Origin of the sequence: Algibacter sp. R77976 (assembly GCF_044594645.1) — a bacterium.
Lineage (GTDB): Bacteria > Bacteroidota > Bacteroidia > Flavobacteriales > Flavobacteriaceae > Algibacter_B.
This window is the reverse complement of the sequence record NZ_CP138989.1, coordinates 2,995,914-3,012,610: the sequence shown is the minus strand read 5'-3', so window position 1 is coordinate 3,012,610 and position 16,697 is coordinate 2,995,914. Positions and strand designations below refer to the sequence as shown.

The 16,697-nt window shown below is 26.5% G+C and carries 16 protein-coding genes; 3 read left to right on the top strand and 13 right to left on the bottom strand.

Annotation, left to right across the window (positions count from 1 at the left end):
• Positions 1 to 64: 64 nt before the first annotated feature.
• The 3 genes from SJY43_RS12850 (at position 65) to SJY43_RS12840 (ending at position 3,121) form a co-directional block, all read left to right on the top strand.
• Positions 65 to 544: an Lrp/AsnC family transcriptional regulator gene (locus tag SJY43_RS12850; protein WP_092850739.1), complete on the top strand. Its 480-nt coding sequence runs from the start codon at positions 65 to 67 to the stop codon at positions 542 to 544.
• A 177-nt stretch (positions 545 to 721) separates the two neighbouring features.
• Complete coding sequence (locus SJY43_RS12845; protein ID WP_396601147.1) at positions 722 to 2,173, top strand: MBOAT family O-acyltransferase; 1,452 nt, start codon at positions 722 to 724, stop codon at positions 2,171 to 2,173.
• 3 nt (positions 2,174 to 2,176) lie between these two features.
• A complete protein-coding gene (locus tag SJY43_RS12840) occupies positions 2,177 to 3,121 on the top strand; it encodes a hypothetical protein (protein WP_396601146.1) in 945 nt (314 codons plus the stop codon).
• A 4-nt stretch (positions 3,122 to 3,125) separates the two neighbouring features.
• Here the strand turns inward: SJY43_RS12840 and SJY43_RS12835 are convergent, their stop codons facing one another.
• The 13 genes from SJY43_RS12835 to wecB form a co-directional block, all read right to left on the bottom strand.
• Entirely contained in the window at positions 3,126 to 5,240 is a 2,115-nt protein-coding gene (locus SJY43_RS12835; RefSeq protein WP_396601145.1) for a GNAT family N-acetyltransferase, read from the bottom strand.
• A gap of 61 nt (positions 5,241 to 5,301) precedes the next feature.
• On the bottom strand, positions 5,302 to 5,916 hold the full coding sequence (locus SJY43_RS12830) for a sugar transferase (RefSeq protein ID WP_396601144.1): 615 nt from the start codon (positions 5,914 to 5,916) through the stop codon (positions 5,302 to 5,304).
• A gap of 129 nt (positions 5,917 to 6,045) precedes the next feature.
• Positions 6,046 to 6,660 (bottom strand): sugar transferase, encoded by a 615-nt coding sequence (locus SJY43_RS12825; protein WP_396601143.1) that lies wholly within the window; start codon positions 6,658 to 6,660, stop codon positions 6,046 to 6,048.
• A gap of 4 nt (positions 6,661 to 6,664) precedes the next feature.
• Positions 6,665 to 7,669: a hypothetical protein gene (locus SJY43_RS12820; protein WP_396601142.1), complete on the bottom strand. Its 1,005-nt coding sequence runs from the start codon at positions 7,667 to 7,669 to the stop codon at positions 6,665 to 6,667.
• 95 nt (positions 7,670 to 7,764) lie between these two features.
• Positions 7,765 to 8,349 (bottom strand): formyltransferase family protein, encoded by a 585-nt coding sequence (locus SJY43_RS12815; protein ID WP_396601141.1) that lies wholly within the window; start codon positions 8,347 to 8,349, stop codon positions 7,765 to 7,767.
• 36 nt (positions 8,350 to 8,385) lie between these two features.
• Positions 8,386 to 8,628 carry an acyl carrier protein gene (locus SJY43_RS12810; protein ID WP_396601140.1) on the bottom strand — a complete coding sequence of 81 codons (243 nt, stop codon included), beginning with the start codon at positions 8,626 to 8,628 and terminating at the stop codon, positions 8,386 to 8,388.
• Entirely contained in the window at positions 8,621 to 10,129 is a 1,509-nt protein-coding gene (locus SJY43_RS12805) for an AMP-binding protein (protein ID WP_396601139.1), read from the bottom strand. The genes SJY43_RS12810 and SJY43_RS12805 overlap by 8 nt, the downstream gene beginning before the upstream one ends.
• 11 nt (positions 10,130 to 10,140) lie before the next feature.
• A complete protein-coding gene (locus SJY43_RS12800) occupies positions 10,141 to 11,238 on the bottom strand; it encodes a hypothetical protein (RefSeq protein WP_396601138.1) in 1,098 nt (365 codons plus the stop codon).
• Between the two features lie 4 nt (positions 11,239 to 11,242).
• On the bottom strand, positions 11,243 to 12,406 hold the full coding sequence (locus SJY43_RS12795) for a glycosyltransferase family 4 protein (protein WP_396601137.1): 1,164 nt from the start codon (positions 12,404 to 12,406) through the stop codon (positions 11,243 to 11,245).
• Positions 12,407 to 12,509: 103 nt separating this feature from the next.
• A complete protein-coding gene (locus SJY43_RS12790) occupies positions 12,510 to 13,148 on the bottom strand; it encodes a sialic acid O-acetyltransferase (protein WP_396601136.1) in 639 nt (212 codons plus the stop codon).
• A gap of 68 nt (positions 13,149 to 13,216) precedes the next feature.
• On the bottom strand, positions 13,217 to 14,341 hold the full coding sequence (locus SJY43_RS12785) for a glycosyltransferase (protein ID WP_396601135.1): 1,125 nt from the start codon (positions 14,339 to 14,341) through the stop codon (positions 13,217 to 13,219).
• 10 nt (positions 14,342 to 14,351) lie between these two features.
• Entirely contained in the window at positions 14,352 to 15,548 is a 1,197-nt protein-coding gene (locus tag SJY43_RS12780; RefSeq protein ID WP_396601134.1) for a glycosyltransferase, read from the bottom strand.
• Between the two features lie 8 nt (positions 15,549 to 15,556).
• Positions 15,557 to 16,696, bottom strand: coding sequence for a non-hydrolyzing UDP-N-acetylglucosamine 2-epimerase (gene wecB / locus SJY43_RS12775; RefSeq protein WP_396601133.1), 1,140 nt, complete (start codon positions 16,694 to 16,696; stop codon positions 15,557 to 15,559).
• Position 16,697 lies beyond the last annotated feature (1 nt).

The following is a 16,697-nucleotide window of genomic DNA, read 5'->3' as shown; positions in this document are numbered from 1 at the left end:
CTATTTGTGCTCTATTTTTAATGAAAATGTATTAATTTTGCTTTATATTTAAGAATAGTGAATTATGGGAAAAATTAAATTAGACGAAATCGATCATCAAATTCTTGACATGTTAATTGATAACACAAGAATTCCGTTTACAGATATTGCAAAAAAATTACTAATATCCGCAGGTACTGTTCATGTACGTGTAAAAAAAATGGAAGAAGCTGGAATTATTAAAGGCTCATCATTGATGCTTGATTATAAAAAATTAGGATATTCTTTTATTGCATATGTTGGTGTTTATTTAAATAATACCTCTCAAACTAAATTTGTGTTAGAACGTATTAATGAGATTCCTTATGTAACAGTAGCACATATTACTACTGGAAAATTTAATATTTTCTGTAAAATTAGAGCTAGAAGTACAGAGCATGCAAAAGAAGTTATCTTTTTATTAGATGATATTGAGGGGGTTTATAGAACAGAAACTATGATCTCTCTTGAAGAAAGCATTAACGATAAGAAACGTTTGATGCATTCTATATTTAATGATTTGTAAGATTACATTATATTTTATTTTAAAAGCCCTTTAGGGGCTTTTTTTTGTTTCTAATTTATGATAAGCCGATTTCTTTATCATTAAAACTGCTTTTCAAGTAATTATTTTAGCATTTTAAAGATATTTTTTGACATTGACTTTAACTTCCTTCATATTTGTGTGTATTAGTATTAAGATATGTTATTCAATTCATTAGAGTTTTTTATATTTCTTGTTATTGTCTTTGTACTTTATTGGAGTGCTTTTAAAAATAGCACGAAAGCCCAAAATGGTCTTTTATTAATATCCAGTTATATCTTTTATGGTTGGTGGGATTGGAGATTTCTTTCATTAATATTAATAAGTACCATAGTTGATTATTTAGTTGGGTCGAAAATTGACTCGAATAAAAATAAGTTACTTCGTAAACGATGGCTTTGGGTAAGTGTTGTTTTTAATGTTGGACTTTTAGGTTTTTTTAAATATTATAACTTTTTTATTGATTCATGGGTAGATATGATATCTTTGTTTGGTTATGATATTAAAAGTGTATGGACTTTAAGGGTTATATTACCTGTCGGAATTTCTTTTTATACGTTTCAAACCATGTCTTATTCGTTTGATATTTATTATAAAAAAATCAAACCGACTAGAGATTTTTTATCCTTTGCAGCTTTTGTGAGTTTCTTTCCTCAATTAGTAGCTGGCCCTATAGAAAGAGCGTCAAATTTACTTTCTCAAATAATAAATAAAAGGACGTTTAATTACAATCAGTCAGTTGGTGGAATAAAACTGATTCTTTGGGGGTTGTTTAAAAAAATGGTTATAGCTGATGCATTAGCGCCCATTGTTGATGACATTTTTACTAATTATAATTCATATCCAGCTTCAACACTTGTTTTAGGTGTTGTGTTTTTTAGCTTTCAAATTTATGGAGATTTTAGCGGATATTCTGATATTGCTATCGGTACAGCTAAACTTTTTGGGATAGAGTTGATGTCAAATTTTAAATTCCCGTACTTCTCAAGGAGTATTGCAGAGTTTTGGAGACGTTGGCATATTTCTTTATCCGAATGGTTTAGATACTATGTATATATCCCGTTGGGGGGCTCGCGTAAAACTAAGTTAATATCTATTAGAAATATAATTATTGTTTTTTTAATAAGTGGTTTATGGCATGGAGCTAATTGGACTTTTGTTTTTTGGGGGGTGATTCATGCTTTAGCTTTTATACCTGTTTTTTTATTAGGAAAAAATACTAATTTTAAGAATGATGTTATAGGTGAGAAATCATTATTCCCTGGTATTTATGAAATAGGGAGCGCTCTATTGGTTTTTTTCATGGTAACGTTTTCATGGATATTTTTTAGATCAAATACGATCCGAGATTCATTTTATTTCATTGAAAGAATAATTATTAAATTTTCTTTTGAAACATATTTGCATCCAATGGGTTATAGGATGGTTGATTATTATATTTTGGTAGTATTATTTGTATTGTATGAATATAGAATTAGGAAAGATGAACGTAATCCGTTTAAGTTTAAATCTAAACTAGTTAAGTTTATAGTATATGTTATTATTATATTTCTGATGCTTTTGTTTTATGATAGCGATATAGATAGGTCATTTATATATTTTCAATTTTAGATTATGAAAAAACTTTTTTTTAAATTAATAATATATTTAATTGGGATTTTTATTGTTATTGAATTGCTTATTCGTGTGCTTCATTTAACTAAGGATCATCCCATAAGGGTTATTGATGAGTATGGAGTAGAAAAATGGCAACCTATTCAAGAAGGTTATTCTGTTACAGGAAATAGAAGACAAAACTTTTCAAAGTTCAGAATAAATAATTCTGGATATAATTCTTACAGAGAGTTTCATCCATCTTCAACAAAGTTTGAAATAGCACTAGTCGGGGATTCCTTCATTGAAGGTTTTCATCAAGATTTTGATAATTCTATAGGAAAAAAAATAGAAAATAAACTAGAGAATATAGTAGTTTATGAATACGGTTACGCTGGATATGATTTGGCAGATCAACTTCATTTAATACATAAATATAAAGAAGAATTTGATTTAATAGATTACGTTTTTATTGGTCTTGAGGTTGAAACAGATTTAGAAAGAAAGAAATATGAGATAATTAAAAGTAGAATAAAATTGGAGTCTCCCTTATATAAGAACTTACGCAAAATAAAGCTTTTAACATATTTAAAGAGTATAGGTGTTGTTGATGTAGGAAAAAAATTTGTTTCAAATTTGATATCATTTAAAAGAAATAAAAAAGAAAAATTAAAATTTTCTAAAACCAATATAGTTGATAAGTATATAGAGAACTTTGATCAGTTGGTATCTACTTATGGTTTTAATAAAAAGCGGTTTATTTTTTTTTTAGAGACAGATAAAACACCATTAGTTTTTATTAATCATTTGAATGAAAATAATTATAAATATTTAGATTTATCAAAATGTTTTAAATCATCAGATTTACATAAAACTCTTATTTACGATAAACATTGGAATAATCATGGAAGAGATTTGGTGTCAAATCAAATAGCTTCCATGATAGAATTATTAAAGAAAAACTAATTTATTAGTTTTTAGCTTCTTCATATCGATATAATGGGAAGAAATTTATATTTGAATTTGATATTTCTTTTTTATTAACTAATTCTTTATATACATCAGGCATTGAAATAAGTTTCCAAATTGAAAATGGTTTAAAATCTTTTGAGAAAGAAGATTTAAATTTGAAAAGTTCATCTTCATTATTGCCTAAACCTCCACCTAAATTAAAAAACTCATAGTTCTCATTTGTTCCACGTATTCTCATTTCATCAATAAGAATTCTAATAGGAGATAAGTTTAAATAATCATTTTTAGTACCAGATATGTGATATTGAATTATATTGTTGGTTTTTACCATCATAGCAGCACAAGCATATTCATTGGTTTCTTTGTGTAATGCGAATAAGATATCTATATCATTATTTTCTACCAAGTTATAATAATAACTTTTAGGGAAGTAATACATGTCTTTAGCATTAACTCTATCCATATTTTCGCAATAAATATCAATAAATTGTTTAATATCTTCTTTTTTATTGCTAACAATTATATCACAAATTTTTCTTATTTTATTTATTCTATTTTTTGTTGATTTAGAATATAAAGCACGTTGTTCTTGAAGGCTTTTTTTTAAATCTATGTTTACAACATTACCTAAACTTGTAATATCTCCTATGCCTTCAAGTGTATAAACCTGATTCTTTATATAAGGATTTAGTCTAGAAAAAACTGAAACAATATTGTTGTCTTGGAAGTATTTATTTAAAGTCTTTATAAAATTAGCGTTATCAAAATTCTTGTCAATATTTTTTACTAAAGGACCAGAGTAACCATATACAGATGTTGCGTCAAAATATTGAGTATTCTCTATGATTCTAATAATCAAAGGGATACAAACAATACTCTTATTTTCTATATACTTAAGTAATATAGTTTTCTCTTTATCTTGTTTTGATAGTTCATGATAATCAAAAGTGTGATAAAAATCATAATTTTCAACTGCCTTTAAAGTCTGATCCCATTTTGATTTTTTCTTAATAACGGTAAGTGAAGGAGTGATTTGAGTTTGCATTTCCCTATATATTGGAAAATAATTGTTTGGATTAATCATTAAATTATTAATAGTAGTTTTATCAATAGTTTCTTGATTTATTAATTTGCTGTATATTTTTTGATTTATTATTTTCCTACCTGTGTAGAAGATTACATCTTTATCTATAGGAAAAAAAGATTTTTTATATTGATATAAACCATCATCGTTTTGACGACCTCCACCTAATATATAATGCGATTTTCCATTGGAAATCGCCCATTTTATAACTTCTATTTTAAGAAAATCATTAGGCCTGTATTTAAAATAGTCAGAAAGAGTTCCTCCAAGAAAAGAGTATAAAAAATCATTATTGCAAATAAGTAGTTCTGTAGATATAGGTATTTCACCTTTATAAACAACTACAAGAACTGTCTTTTCTTGATTAAGGTTAATTAGATTTTCAAAATAGCTTTTAGTATAGAAATAATTTTTTGTGGCGTCATTTCTAACCATTGTTTTTATGTAGATATCATAAAAAACCCCAATATCTTCAGAACTTTTTTTATCTGAATTAATGACTATTCTAAGGTTATTTAACTCTGCTTTTCTATAATTATTTCTAACTTTTTGTTTGAAGTTACTCCATATATCTTCAAAATTTTTAATTTCTCCTTTTACATTATTCAAAGACGGAATTAAGTGTCCAGAATAATATTTATGATTAAATTCAAGGTTAAAACGTATAAATTCGGTAATTACATTATTCTCTTTGTACCAATTATCAACTTGATTCCAAAAGGTTTTAATGTCGCGCTCATCAACAGATTCATTGAATAATGGGCCACTATAGCCATAAGGCGAAACGGCATCATAATAAACTTCTCCAGAATCTAGAGCTTCTGACGAAATTTTATTTAAATAAACAGGTAGTAATATTAGTGCTTTATTATTTTTTTTAAAAAAAAAATAATTTAAATTATTATCAAAAGTATAATTGCTATACTGTAAAGAATAGAATGTATTACATTTTCTAAACTTTTTTAAGATATTGTTATACTTGTCAATATTTGTATTATCATTTATAGTTTGAAAATCTAGATTATACATTTATATTATTTAGAGTTTTGTTTTTTTTATATATAATGTTCTTAAGAAGTTAATTTAAATACTATTCTTCATTATCGCCAGTAAAAGTAGGCATGTTTAGTCCATTTTTATTATTTATTCCTTCAGGGATAATTACTCTTTTTACTGTCAGTAATAATATTTTCATATCCAAACCAAAAGAAATATTATTAATGTAATATATATCGTATGCGAATTTTTGTTTCCATAAAATAGAATTACGCCCTTTAACTTGCGCCCACCCAGTTATACCAGGCTTAACATTATGTCTTTTTTTTTGTTCATGATTATAAAGCGGTAAATATTGAGTCAATAATGGTCTAGGTCCAATAATGCTCATATCTCCTTTTATTACATTTAATAGTTGTGGTATTTCATCCAATGAATATTTTCTAATAAAATGACCAATTTTAGTAACTCGATCCTCAAAAGGTAAAAACTCACCGTGATTATCTTTTTTGTCATTCATTGTTTTAAACTTAATAATATTAAAGACTTTTTCATCTTTACCAGGTCTTTCTTGAAAAAAGAAAGGTTTACCATCGTTTAACAAAAATAATATTATAAAAATAATAATAAAAACAGGTGAAAATATTATAAATGCCACTATTGATATTAATAGATCGAGAGTTCTTTTTATTATTAAGTAATTTTTCATGTCGCAAAAATAATATACGGAAACGTCATAAAACTATAAATTAGATTAAATGTTTATTTTTTAGCTAAAAGAAAAGTATTACAGAAATATCAGTTAAAAATAGCTTTATTTATCAATAATGTAAATGAATTAATCTAGTTTTCTTAAATTATCTAAATCTGCCATGACAGAACTTGGGTCTACCACGATATCTTTTGAGGTTAGTACATTCTTAATAGATATAAATAGAATATTAAGGTCTTGAGAAAAACTGATGTTGTCAACATATTCGACATCTTTTTTTAATCTTTCATCCCAATTTAAAAGATTTCTCCCAGAGATTTGGGCTAAACCAGTAATGCCTGGCCTTATTAGATGCCTTTTCTTTTCTGAGGAAGAATAGTAAGGTAGATAACGAATTAAAAGGGGTCTAGGTCCAATAAAACTCATATCGCCTTTTAATACATTAAGAAGCTGTGGAATTTCATCTAAAGAAGTTTTTCTTATAAATTTACCCAAAAATGTTAATCGTTCAGTATCTGGCAAGATAACTCCGTTATTGTCTTTTTTGTCATTCATGGTTTTAAACTTAAAAATAGTGAATATTTCTTCATTTTTACCTGGACGTTTTTGCATAAAACAAGGCTTCCCTTTGGTTGATAAAGTCAATAAAATAAATAGTAATGATATTATAGGAAATAGAATTACTAAGCCTATAAGTGCTCCTAATACATCAAATAATCGTTTGAAAAATAATTTATACATAATCTTATTTGGTTTTATTAGCTGTAATCCAATTGTTTATGTTGTTTTTAATGTATATCATATCATCTATAGTATAACGGAAATCAACATGAATATTAATAGAGAATTTCCATTTAGAAGAAAGTTCATTATTAGGCCATAAAAAAGATGGATAAATTTCATTTTGTATAAGATGTGTTTTTAAAGAGTTACATTGTTTTTCATCTTTAAAAAGTAGTATAAGTCCAAAAGCAGTATAATTTTTTCTTCTGATAATTTTTATAAAATTAATATTGATCAAAGAATCATAAAGAAATTTTAAATTATTTTTTTTAATTTCTAATACATTATAATTTAGATATTTCTTTATATATGCCTTATCACTTTCTTTAACTTTTATAATTTTGTGATGTTGATCTAAAAATAGTTCAACAGTATTAACTCCTGCCAAATAATTTTGTTTATTAGATGCTTTGTCATATTCTTTATAGAGTTTTTTTTCACACATAGCTTTATACGCAATATTCCAAGCGTTATAAAAAGAATTATCTTCTATGAAATTTTCTGTATCTACAGTTAATTTAGTTTTAGGTTTCCAGCATATGCCACCTAAAGGGATAGGTAGCGATTTTCTTAAAGAAGCAAAACAATAACCTGCTTGACTATTTAAGCATCTATCAGATAACCATCCATGCGAGTGGTCCTCTATAATAATTGGGGCGTTTTTTGTCTTGTCTATGGTACTACATAATCCCCAGTAGTTATTTAATAAAACAACATCTTTTTTAGATGCAAAGGCACTTATGTCAATAGCTTTATCAAATTTAAATGGCTTAGTTTTATAAAAATATATATTATTATAGTTGTGCTTTATCCAATCGTTCATGGCATTTTGACAATAATACTCAGGCATCCAAATTTTTTCTATATCATTTTTTAGGTGAATTTCATCTAAAATGTATTTAAAAGCTTGTCTACCAGAATAAAATATTTCGTAGTCAAAATTTAAATCTATTAAATCTAAATTCATTAAACCTTGCTTATGGAAAGAAGAACCTATGCCTATTCTGTGTTTTATATACGAATTAGTTTTCATATTTTTTTAGATTATAAATGGAAGAGAGGTTATTTTCCTGATTTCTCCATCTTTTTGATAGTTTTAATTATCATTTTAAGACCTTTTTTAGAAAACTTAGGAGTTAATGATTCTAATGAATCATTTTTTTTAACTCGAATCGATTCTTGAAACAATATAGTACCTCTATCAAATTTATCATCAATAATATGAGTCGTAATACCTGTTAACTTAACCCCATAATTTATGGCATCTTGAATAGCTGTTTTTGTGGCTAAAAAACTGGGAAAAAGAGAAGGGTGTATGTTAACTATTTTGTTAGGATATGCATTTAAAATATCTTTCTGAACAAGGTGTTGATAGCCTAATAAAAAAATAAAATCGATATTTTTTTTTAATAATTCATTTAAAATAGTTTTTTGATATTCTCTTGATGAACTAAAATTGTCTTTATTAATTAATAAGGTGTCAATATTATTTAATCTAGCTATTTCTGCTGCCCCGCATGGTTCACTTTCATATACTAATAAAGATATGTTAGAGTTTTTTAATGAATTATTTAAATAAGATTCAATAGTGTCTTTAGCATTTTTACCCCAAAAACTACAAAAAAAAGCCCAATTGTTTTTAACCATAATTTGAAAAATATAATATTATTTAATGATGTATTTTTATTTAGTTTCTTTTTGAATTGTAGAAATTAAGTCAGCTATGTTTTCCATACTCATTAAATCCATTAATTTAAATTTAATATTAAACGTTTTTTCTATATCAGTAATTATCATCATGTGTGTTATTGATTCCCAACCATCAACATTATTAGCTGTTGTTGATTCTGTTAAAGTAAAATTATCATGTTCAAGTACTTTTACAAAAGATTGGGTTATAGTTTTTAAAATATTTTCTTTAGTCATTTTTATTTTGTTGTATTAAGTTTCTTAATATTTTTCTATCTAATTTACCATTGCTGTTATGCGGAAAGTTTGATAAAAAGTAATATTTTGTTGGTACCATATAGTTTGGTAGTACACTTTGTAAATATTTTTGTAAATCTTTTAAATCAAAATCTGTTCCTTCAATAACTAACGCTATTTCGTTATTTCCATTTGAATTATTAATATCAATTACTATTAAGTTGTTTTGGGTTATTATTTTTTTTGTCTGAAATTCAATTTCTCCTAATTCAACTCTAAAACCCCTTATTTTTACTTGAAAATCTTTGCGATCAACATACATTAAATAGCCATCTGAATCTTCATAACAAATATCTCCAGTTTTATAGAATCGTTTCGTTTCTCCATTAAATTCTTTAATAAAAAAAGAATTTAAGTTTAAAGTTTTATTTTTCCAATACCCTTGAGTTACTTGTTTACCATATAAACAAAGTTCGCCTTCATTTCCTTTATTGACTGTTTTATTATTATCATCAACAATGAGGTAATCAAAGCCATTCAAGGGTTTTCCAATAGAAATAACACCATTGTGCGATTTATTTAAGCTAGCATTAATTGGATATGCATAATACGTGCTACATACTGTACATTCTGTAGGCCCATAATGATTGTATAATTTACTATTTGGGATACATTTAAGCCATTCTTTAATTATATTTTGGTAAAGTTTCCCTCCTCCAAATATACAATAACGAACACTTTTAGAATTAATTTCAGGAAAATATGGACGTAAATAATGAATTATAGAAGGAACCATTTTTAAAACCGTCAATTCATATTTTTGTAAAAGTTTAAAAACATGAAAGTATTTCATGCTATCTGGGGGCACAGTATAAATACAAGCTCCAGAAAGAAATGCAGGTAAAAAAGCTGTTAAAGACGCATCAAAAGTCAAATCATACATTTGTAAACATCTATCCGAATTATTTAAAATGTATTCACCATCAAAAGTTAATGCATTTATAAGTGCATCGACATTTTCTAAGTTAATAGGTATTCCTTTAGGTTTACCAGTACTTCCACTAGTAAATAGAATGTAAGCTATACTATTTTTATTGATTTTAACATCAACTATGTTAGTGTTCTCATTATTAATATTATGAGTTAATAATACAGAAATATCGTTGACATGAAAAGTGCTTTCGTCAGAATTTAAAATATATTTTGCATTTATGGATTTTAGAATTTCTTTATTTCTCTCTATTGGAGCAGCAGGATTTAATGGTATATATGCTTTGTTTTCCAACCAAAGTGCAAAAATTGAAGCATAGGTTTGTATATCATTATTAGTAATTAAACCTATTAGTTTCTCTTCTGAATTTAATTTACTTTGAAGTAATTTCCTGATTTTTAAGATTTGTTCCGAAAACTCTCTGTATGTGTAGAAAACATCATTTATACATAGTGCATTTTTATTTTTATTTTTTTTGAAGGATTCTTTAAAATTGTTAATAAGGTTCATAAAAATAATATTTAAGCAAAATTACCATCTTGTTCGTATACATTATAGTTTTCAGTATTTAAATCGATATCATTATGTACAAGAGAGAATAATTCTCTTTTCTTTGAATATGTTTTAAAATACTTTTTACTTATGTGTTTGCCTAATCTATCATTTTCCGTATGAAGTATTGTGGCTTTAGATTTTATAAAGTTATCCATTAAAGCATCAACACAATTATCATAATTTTTATCATCAGTAATAAAATAACGTACATGGAATTCTTTATTTGTAATTAAAATAGATATAAAACCAATAATGTCTTCTTTTTTAATTAAAAAACTTAAGTTATACATATTATTACCCGAACTATTAATTAAACAAAAATGTGATGAGTTATTTTTGTTTTTAGTTTGAGTATATTGATTATTATCAATTTGCCAATTAATATATTCTGGTGTTTTTAAAACTAAATCATTTTTCAGAAAAGGTTCAATAAAAGACCAAGCATGTTTATCAATAAAAGATAAATATTCATAATCTAAGTTTTTAACTTGTTTATAGTTTTTTATCTTGTTAATTAGCGCAGTTAAATAAAAAGATAAAATAGACAGTAATTTAATAATTGGTTTAACCCTTCTTAATATTTTAATCTTGTTTAATAAAAGCTGTAAGTCTAAACTAAAAACTATAATATGTTTCGTTCTTTTTGAAAACTCTGTAAACGGTTGTTTTTTATAATATGGAATTGTTTCCTGACCTATATATTTTATAATAGTTTTGTTTTTTGTTGCACTTAATGATAAATTTCTAGTGTATGTTGATAGTATAGTATCTTTGTATTTTTCTGCAACCCACCATCTACTACTCCAAAACATTTTTTTTGCTCCCTTAGGTGTGTTAATCAAATCTGGAATAATGTATATAAAAGACACTAAATCTTGGTTTTCATAACCTAAAATAGCGCATACATCTTCATCTTCAATTCTACTGTTTTCAAGTAACCATTTTGCTTTACTTTTCGAAAAAGGAATATTTTTAGTATTATAGCTCCAATATGTATTATTGTCAAGAGCTTCTTTTAGAAGAGTTTTAGTTAATGTTATAATTTTTAAATCTTCTGATTTCATAGTATTATTTATTCCGGTTTTCAAGTGTTTGGTATTCTTTTAATATAGCTTCCCAGACTTCTTTTCTTTCATAGTTAGAAACAATACTTTCTCTAGACTTAATACCCATTTTTTTTGATTCTATTCTGTTTAGGTAAACAAAACTCATAGAATCGACTAATGCTTGAGTATCTTTCACGGGTACTATTAATCCATTTTTTTCATGTGTGATAATTTCATTACATCCATTTATATCTGATACAATACAGGTAAGTTCCATAGCAGCAGCTTGCATGACGACGTTTGGAAAACCTTCTCGATAACTTGGAAAAGTAAGTGCATTAGAAATTGAAAAATATGGCCTTACGTCTTTTACCCAACCAGTAGAAATTATATTTTTATTTTTATCAATTATTTTTATTGTTTCTGGTAATAGCGGATCTAACTCATTTTCATAATCACCAACTAACAATAATTTAATATCATTAAATTTTTGGTTTAATTGACTAAATGCAGAGATTAATTCATTAATTCCTTTATCAGATACCATTCTACCTACGAAAACAAAAACAAATTCATTTTCATATATACCTAGTTTATCTTTTAATTCTTGCTTAGAATTTGCGTCATATATATTGGGGTTAAAAGTTGAAGTGTCTATTCCGTTTGAACTTCCTTTTCCTATTACTTTTAGCTTGTCAATAGTTGTAAACTTATTATCTAAAATAATGTTTAATAAACCATGAGAATTAGGGTATATTTTTGTTGCAAATTTATAAGTGAAATATTCAACGGTATTTAAAACTTTACGTTTCACTCCTCTAGCTTCAAGTAGTGGGAGTCCAGCTATAGTATGAAGCCTTTGGGGTACTTTAGCTAAATATGCAGCAAACATAGCCAAAGTTCCAGCTTTTGGTGTATGCGAATGTACAATATGAGGAGACTCTCTTTTAAAGAGTTTGTAGAGTTTCCAAACAGCAATAAGATCTTTAAAAGGTGTTATTTGCCTTGTCATTTCAATAGATTCTACACGAATATCTTCTTTTTCTGAAACTTTATTAATTTGGTTGTCCTTTCCTTTTGATGAAACACCTAAAATTTCATAATGATTGGACATAAACTTTAATTGTCCTGTAAGAAGACCACCTAAAGATGCAGGTACAGTTGTAACTCTTATTATTTTTTTCATTTAAAACGTACTGTAAATATTATAACATTATTTTTCAAACAATTTATTGTTAGAAACTGATAGTTAATAAACCTTATTATAAAAAATATAGTTTAAATATAATTTATTTTTTTAATAAAGTAACTCCAGGGTTTCCAATCATTGTCTCATATTCTAAAACATTTTTTATAATAACAGTACCTGCACCAATTATTGATTGCCTACCTATTTCTCTAACCCCTGTCATTATTATTGAACCTATTCCTAAAAAAGCTTTTTTCCTTATATTAATTCCGGCACCAATAGTAACCCCAGAAGACACAAAAACACCATCCTCTAATGTTGTATTATGGCATACAGTTGAATTTGAACTTATCATAACATGGTTTCCAATTGTGGTGTGCGGCATAATAACACTAGCAGAAAGTATATATACAGCCTCTCCAAGACTAACATTTGGACCAAATGATACAGATGAATGAAAAAAAGATGGGGTCTCGTATCCTTCATTTTTTAGTAAGTTCAAGTAATTAACTCTTATTGAATTAACTCCTATAGGACAATAAACTAATTGAATTTTATTTTTAAACTTGTTAAGATATAAATCTTTAATTACCCCTATAACAGGAATATTATGAAATATTTTTCCCTGTAAACTAGGAGCATCATCGACATAACCTATAACATTAACACCACTTTCTATTAAATAAGAGGCATATACTTGTCCATTTTGTCCAGCACCAACAATAATAGCATTTTTCATTGAATATAGATTTAGGCTTATTTTGATTTAATTTAAATAATGAAAAACTTTTATTGTTTTAAAAGTTTTCATATATCTTTAGGTAATCTTAAGTGTATTTTTTTTATAAATGATTCAAGATCTCTCTTGGCTAAAAAAGAATCAAAAATCACTCTATTTTTTTTGGTTTTAGAATTTAATGCTTTATCGATAGAATACGCTAATTTTTCTGCATCTTTTATTGGAGATGTAAATATTCCTTCAATATTTTCAATGCCTCCAGCAGATATAGTACTAACTACTTTATGGTTTTGCGACATCATTTGTAAAAGAACATTAGGAAAGCCTTCTATTCTTGAAGACATAACACAAAGTTTTGCATTCTTAAAATATGGATAAACATTACTGGTAAACCCTTTAAGAAAAACTTTATTTTCTAGATGTAATGAGTTAATTTGTTTAATTAAAGAACTTCGCTCTTTTCCTTCTCCAAGAATAAATAACTTAATACTAGGGTGTTTATCTTGTAATTTAAAAAAAGAATCAATTAATATATCAAACCCTTTTTTGGGATGCAGTGAACCTGCAGCTACCATATATTCTTCACCTTCTGATGCTTCTATATATTCTTTAGCTTTTTCAGCTATAGCTTTTAAATTAATTGGATTATCAATAACACAAACAGTTACTTTTTTAGATAGCCATGGTAAAGCTTCTAATAATTGATTTTTCATATACTCAGTTTGACATATAACTAAGTCTACTTTTGAATAACCAATTTTATAACTAAACGCATATCGTTTTAACTTTAAACCAGACATAAGTTTAAAAATAGAGTTAGACTCTCGAACTATTACTTTAGTTCGTTTTAAAAAACCAATTCTTTTAAAAATCCCAATAGCACTATTTATAAGTGTTTGTGTGGTAAAAGTATATGAAATTCTTTTTGTTAAGAATGTATAGAACAATACCGGGAAAAGTAATAAATAAGATATTTTTGCATACTTATTAGAAAAAGGTAAATAGAGAACTCTGCCTTTTTTCTCCATAAACTCCCAGCACCCCATGTTTTTTTTAGTAAGGCAAATAACATAGCATTTTTTTCCAGTATCAACTAAATGTTGGAATATATTAATCTGTTGTTGTTCAGCACCACCTCCATGTGTGTCTGCAAGAACTACTGTAAACCAATCAATTTGTTTTTTTTTATTCAAAATATTTAGTTTAATTTTTAAAAAGAAAAATACTCATCCTGCTTTCAAAATTTCTGTAATAAAAGCTCTTTTTCGAGGTTTCCATTGCATTTCTCTCTATAACTTCATAAATATCATTATAATTTTTTACTATTTGCTCAATTTTAGTAAGCATCTTTTCGTTATCATCTGCTGGTACAATAAAACCGTTATAACTATCTTTAATGAATAGTTTGTTATCACTTACATCCGTAATTAAAATGGGTTTTCCATGATTTAAATAATCAGATAATTTTGTTGAAAACCCAAAGTGATTTTGTTTTGTATAACCTCTTGGTATAACAAGTAATTGTTGTTGACTTAAAAAGGTAGACAATTCTTTGGTATTCAAGTTGCCGTAATAATTTATATTTTCTTTAATATTTAAACTTTTTGCAGCTTTGTCTAGTAATAAGTTTTTATGTTTTTCTTCAATTGGCCCGCACAAATTAAGGGTAAAAACAATGCCTTTATTTTTCAATTTAGATAGAACCTTAAAAAAGTTTAATAGGTTTTCTTTATCCGGATGAATTTTACCAGAAAACCCAATATTAAAAGAATTACCTTTACTATATATAATGTTTGAGAACTCTTTTTTTAAATCAGGATTTGTTAAAATAGGGATTCTAATAGTATTCTTATTAAATTTCTTTCCATATTCTTCTATGGCACTAGAAATACATATTAGCCCGTCATAAAAACAAAGAAACAATTCCAAAAAAGAAAAACTTGTTTTAAAAATTATTTTTTTAATAGAATATTTTAATCTTTTAAAACTACTTTTTTTGTGGAAAGCAGAGGTGTGTTTTCTTACCTCGTTCAGTTCATAAAAAACAGCTTCTCTTTTTATTAGTTTTAAATAAAAAAGAGATGTTATTTCCAAATAAACAAGGGGAGAGGGATAAAATATAAAAGCGTTTTCCGTTTGTGTTTTTTTTGAAAATTTATATAATTTTTTTACAAATTTAAAAGTACCTAAAAAACTATATGTTAAATTATTATTATTGAGAATGAACACATTAGGAAGGACTTCTTTAAAAGACTTTTTATTAATAGTAGATGAACTACAACTAACTAAATATACAGAAGTATTTTTATTAGCTAAAGCTTGCGCATAGTATAACATTCTAGTTACACCAGCATTCTTAACTGAAAAATCGAAATTACTGTATACAAAAACCTTCTTCATTCTATAATTTAAGATTTTTTAGACCAAACCACTCTGTTTATATAGTCTATATAAGAAATAATAATACGAACTACTTTTTCACTTACATTAGGCATGCTATAATCTGCCACTTCTCTAAAATTTCTTTCAGGATTTAATTTTTGTACTTTTAACGCAGCTAGACCTTGCAAAATTCGCTCAGGTTTTAATCCAATCATCATAACAGAAGCTTCTTCCATAGCTTCTGGACGTTCATGAGCTTCTCTTATGTTTAATGCGGGGAAATTTAATATTGAGGATTCTTCAGAAATGGTACCACTATCAGAAAGAACAGCAAAAGCATTTTTTTGTAATGCATTGTAATCATTAAAGCCAAGAGGTTTCATAAACTTCACTTCGTCTCTTACTTTTACATTCTTTGCGTCTATCATATTTCTAGTTCTAGGATGTGTAGAAACTATAATTGGAAATTTATATGTATCAGCTATTTGATTAAGGCTTTCGATTAAAGAATTAAAATTAGCTTCACTACTAATATTTTCTTCTCTATGTGCAGAAATAACAAAATATTTTTTCTCTTCTAAATTTAAACGCTCTAATACATCTGAGTTTTTAATTTTATCTAAGTATTTGTTTAAAACTTCAAACATAGGGCTACCAGTCTTAATAACTCTATCTGCCGGTAAACCTTCTCGTAATAAATATTCTCTAGCAATATCACTATATGTAAGGTTCATATCAGATAAATGGTCGACAATACGTCTATTGGTCTCTTCTGGAACACGTTGGTCAAAACATCGATTTCCAGCTTCCATATGAAAAATAGGAATTTTACGTTTTTTTGCAGTAATTGCCGCAAGGCAACTATTTGTGTCTCCTAATACAAGAAAAGCATCTGGCTGCTCTTGTTCTAATATTGGGTCAATGTTTATTAAAATTTGACCAATAGTATTTACAGCAGATCCCTTTGCTGCATTAAGAAAATAATTAGGCTCACGAAGCCCCAAATCTTCAAAAAACACTTGATTTAATTCATAGTCATAATTTTGACCTGTATGTACTAATATATGCTGAATAGCTTCATTAGCATCTAAAGCTTGAATTACACAAGATAACCGGATAATTTCAGGTCGGGTTCCAACTACTGTAACAACTTTTATTTTTTTCATA

What these genes read in the sequence shown, in the direction of transcription:
- SJY43_RS12820 (WP_396601142.1), bottom strand. Translation starts at nt 7,669, where the DNA reads ATGAATTTAGATTTAATAGATTTAAATTTTGACTACGAAATATTTTAT.
- SJY43_RS12805 (WP_396601139.1), bottom strand. Translation starts at nt 10,129, where the DNA reads ATGAACCTTATTAACAATTTTAAAGAATCCTTCAAAAAAAATAAAAAT.
- SJY43_RS12830 (WP_396601144.1), bottom strand. Translation starts at nt 5,916, where the DNA reads ATGAAAAATTACTTAATAATAAAAAGAACTCTCGATCTATTAATATCA.
- SJY43_RS12825 (WP_396601143.1), bottom strand. Translation starts at nt 6,660, where the DNA reads ATGTATAAATTATTTTTCAAACGATTATTTGATGTATTAGGAGCACTT.
- SJY43_RS12795 (WP_396601137.1), bottom strand. Translation starts at nt 12,406, where the DNA reads ATGAAAAAAATAATAAGAGTTACAACTGTACCTGCATCTTTAGGTGGT.
- SJY43_RS12850 (WP_092850739.1), top strand. Translation starts at nt 65, where the DNA reads ATGGGAAAAATTAAATTAGACGAAATCGATCATCAAATTCTTGACATG.
- SJY43_RS12845 (WP_396601147.1), top strand. Translation starts at nt 722, where the DNA reads ATGTTATTCAATTCATTAGAGTTTTTTATATTTCTTGTTATTGTCTTT.
- SJY43_RS12800 (WP_396601138.1), bottom strand. Translation starts at nt 11,238, where the DNA reads ATGAAATCAGAAGATTTAAAAATTATAACATTAACTAAAACTCTTCTA.
- wecB (WP_396601133.1), bottom strand. Translation starts at nt 16,696, where the DNA reads ATGAAAAAAATAAAAGTTGTTACAGTAGTTGGAACCCGACCTGAAATT.
- SJY43_RS12780 (WP_396601134.1), bottom strand. Translation starts at nt 15,548, where the DNA reads ATGAAGAAGGTTTTTGTATACAGTAATTTCGATTTTTCAGTTAAGAAT.
- SJY43_RS12835 (WP_396601145.1), bottom strand. Translation starts at nt 5,240, where the DNA reads ATGTATAATCTAGATTTTCAAACTATAAATGATAATACAAATATTGAC.
- SJY43_RS12815 (WP_396601141.1), bottom strand. Translation starts at nt 8,349, where the DNA reads ATGGTTAAAAACAATTGGGCTTTTTTTTGTAGTTTTTGGGGTAAAAAT.
- SJY43_RS12840 (WP_396601146.1), top strand. Translation starts at nt 2,177, where the DNA reads ATGAAAAAACTTTTTTTTAAATTAATAATATATTTAATTGGGATTTTT.
- SJY43_RS12810 (WP_396601140.1), bottom strand. Translation starts at nt 8,628, where the DNA reads ATGACTAAAGAAAATATTTTAAAAACTATAACCCAATCTTTTGTAAAA.
- SJY43_RS12790 (WP_396601136.1), bottom strand. Translation starts at nt 13,148, where the DNA reads ATGAAAAATGCTATTATTGTTGGTGCTGGACAAAATGGACAAGTATAT.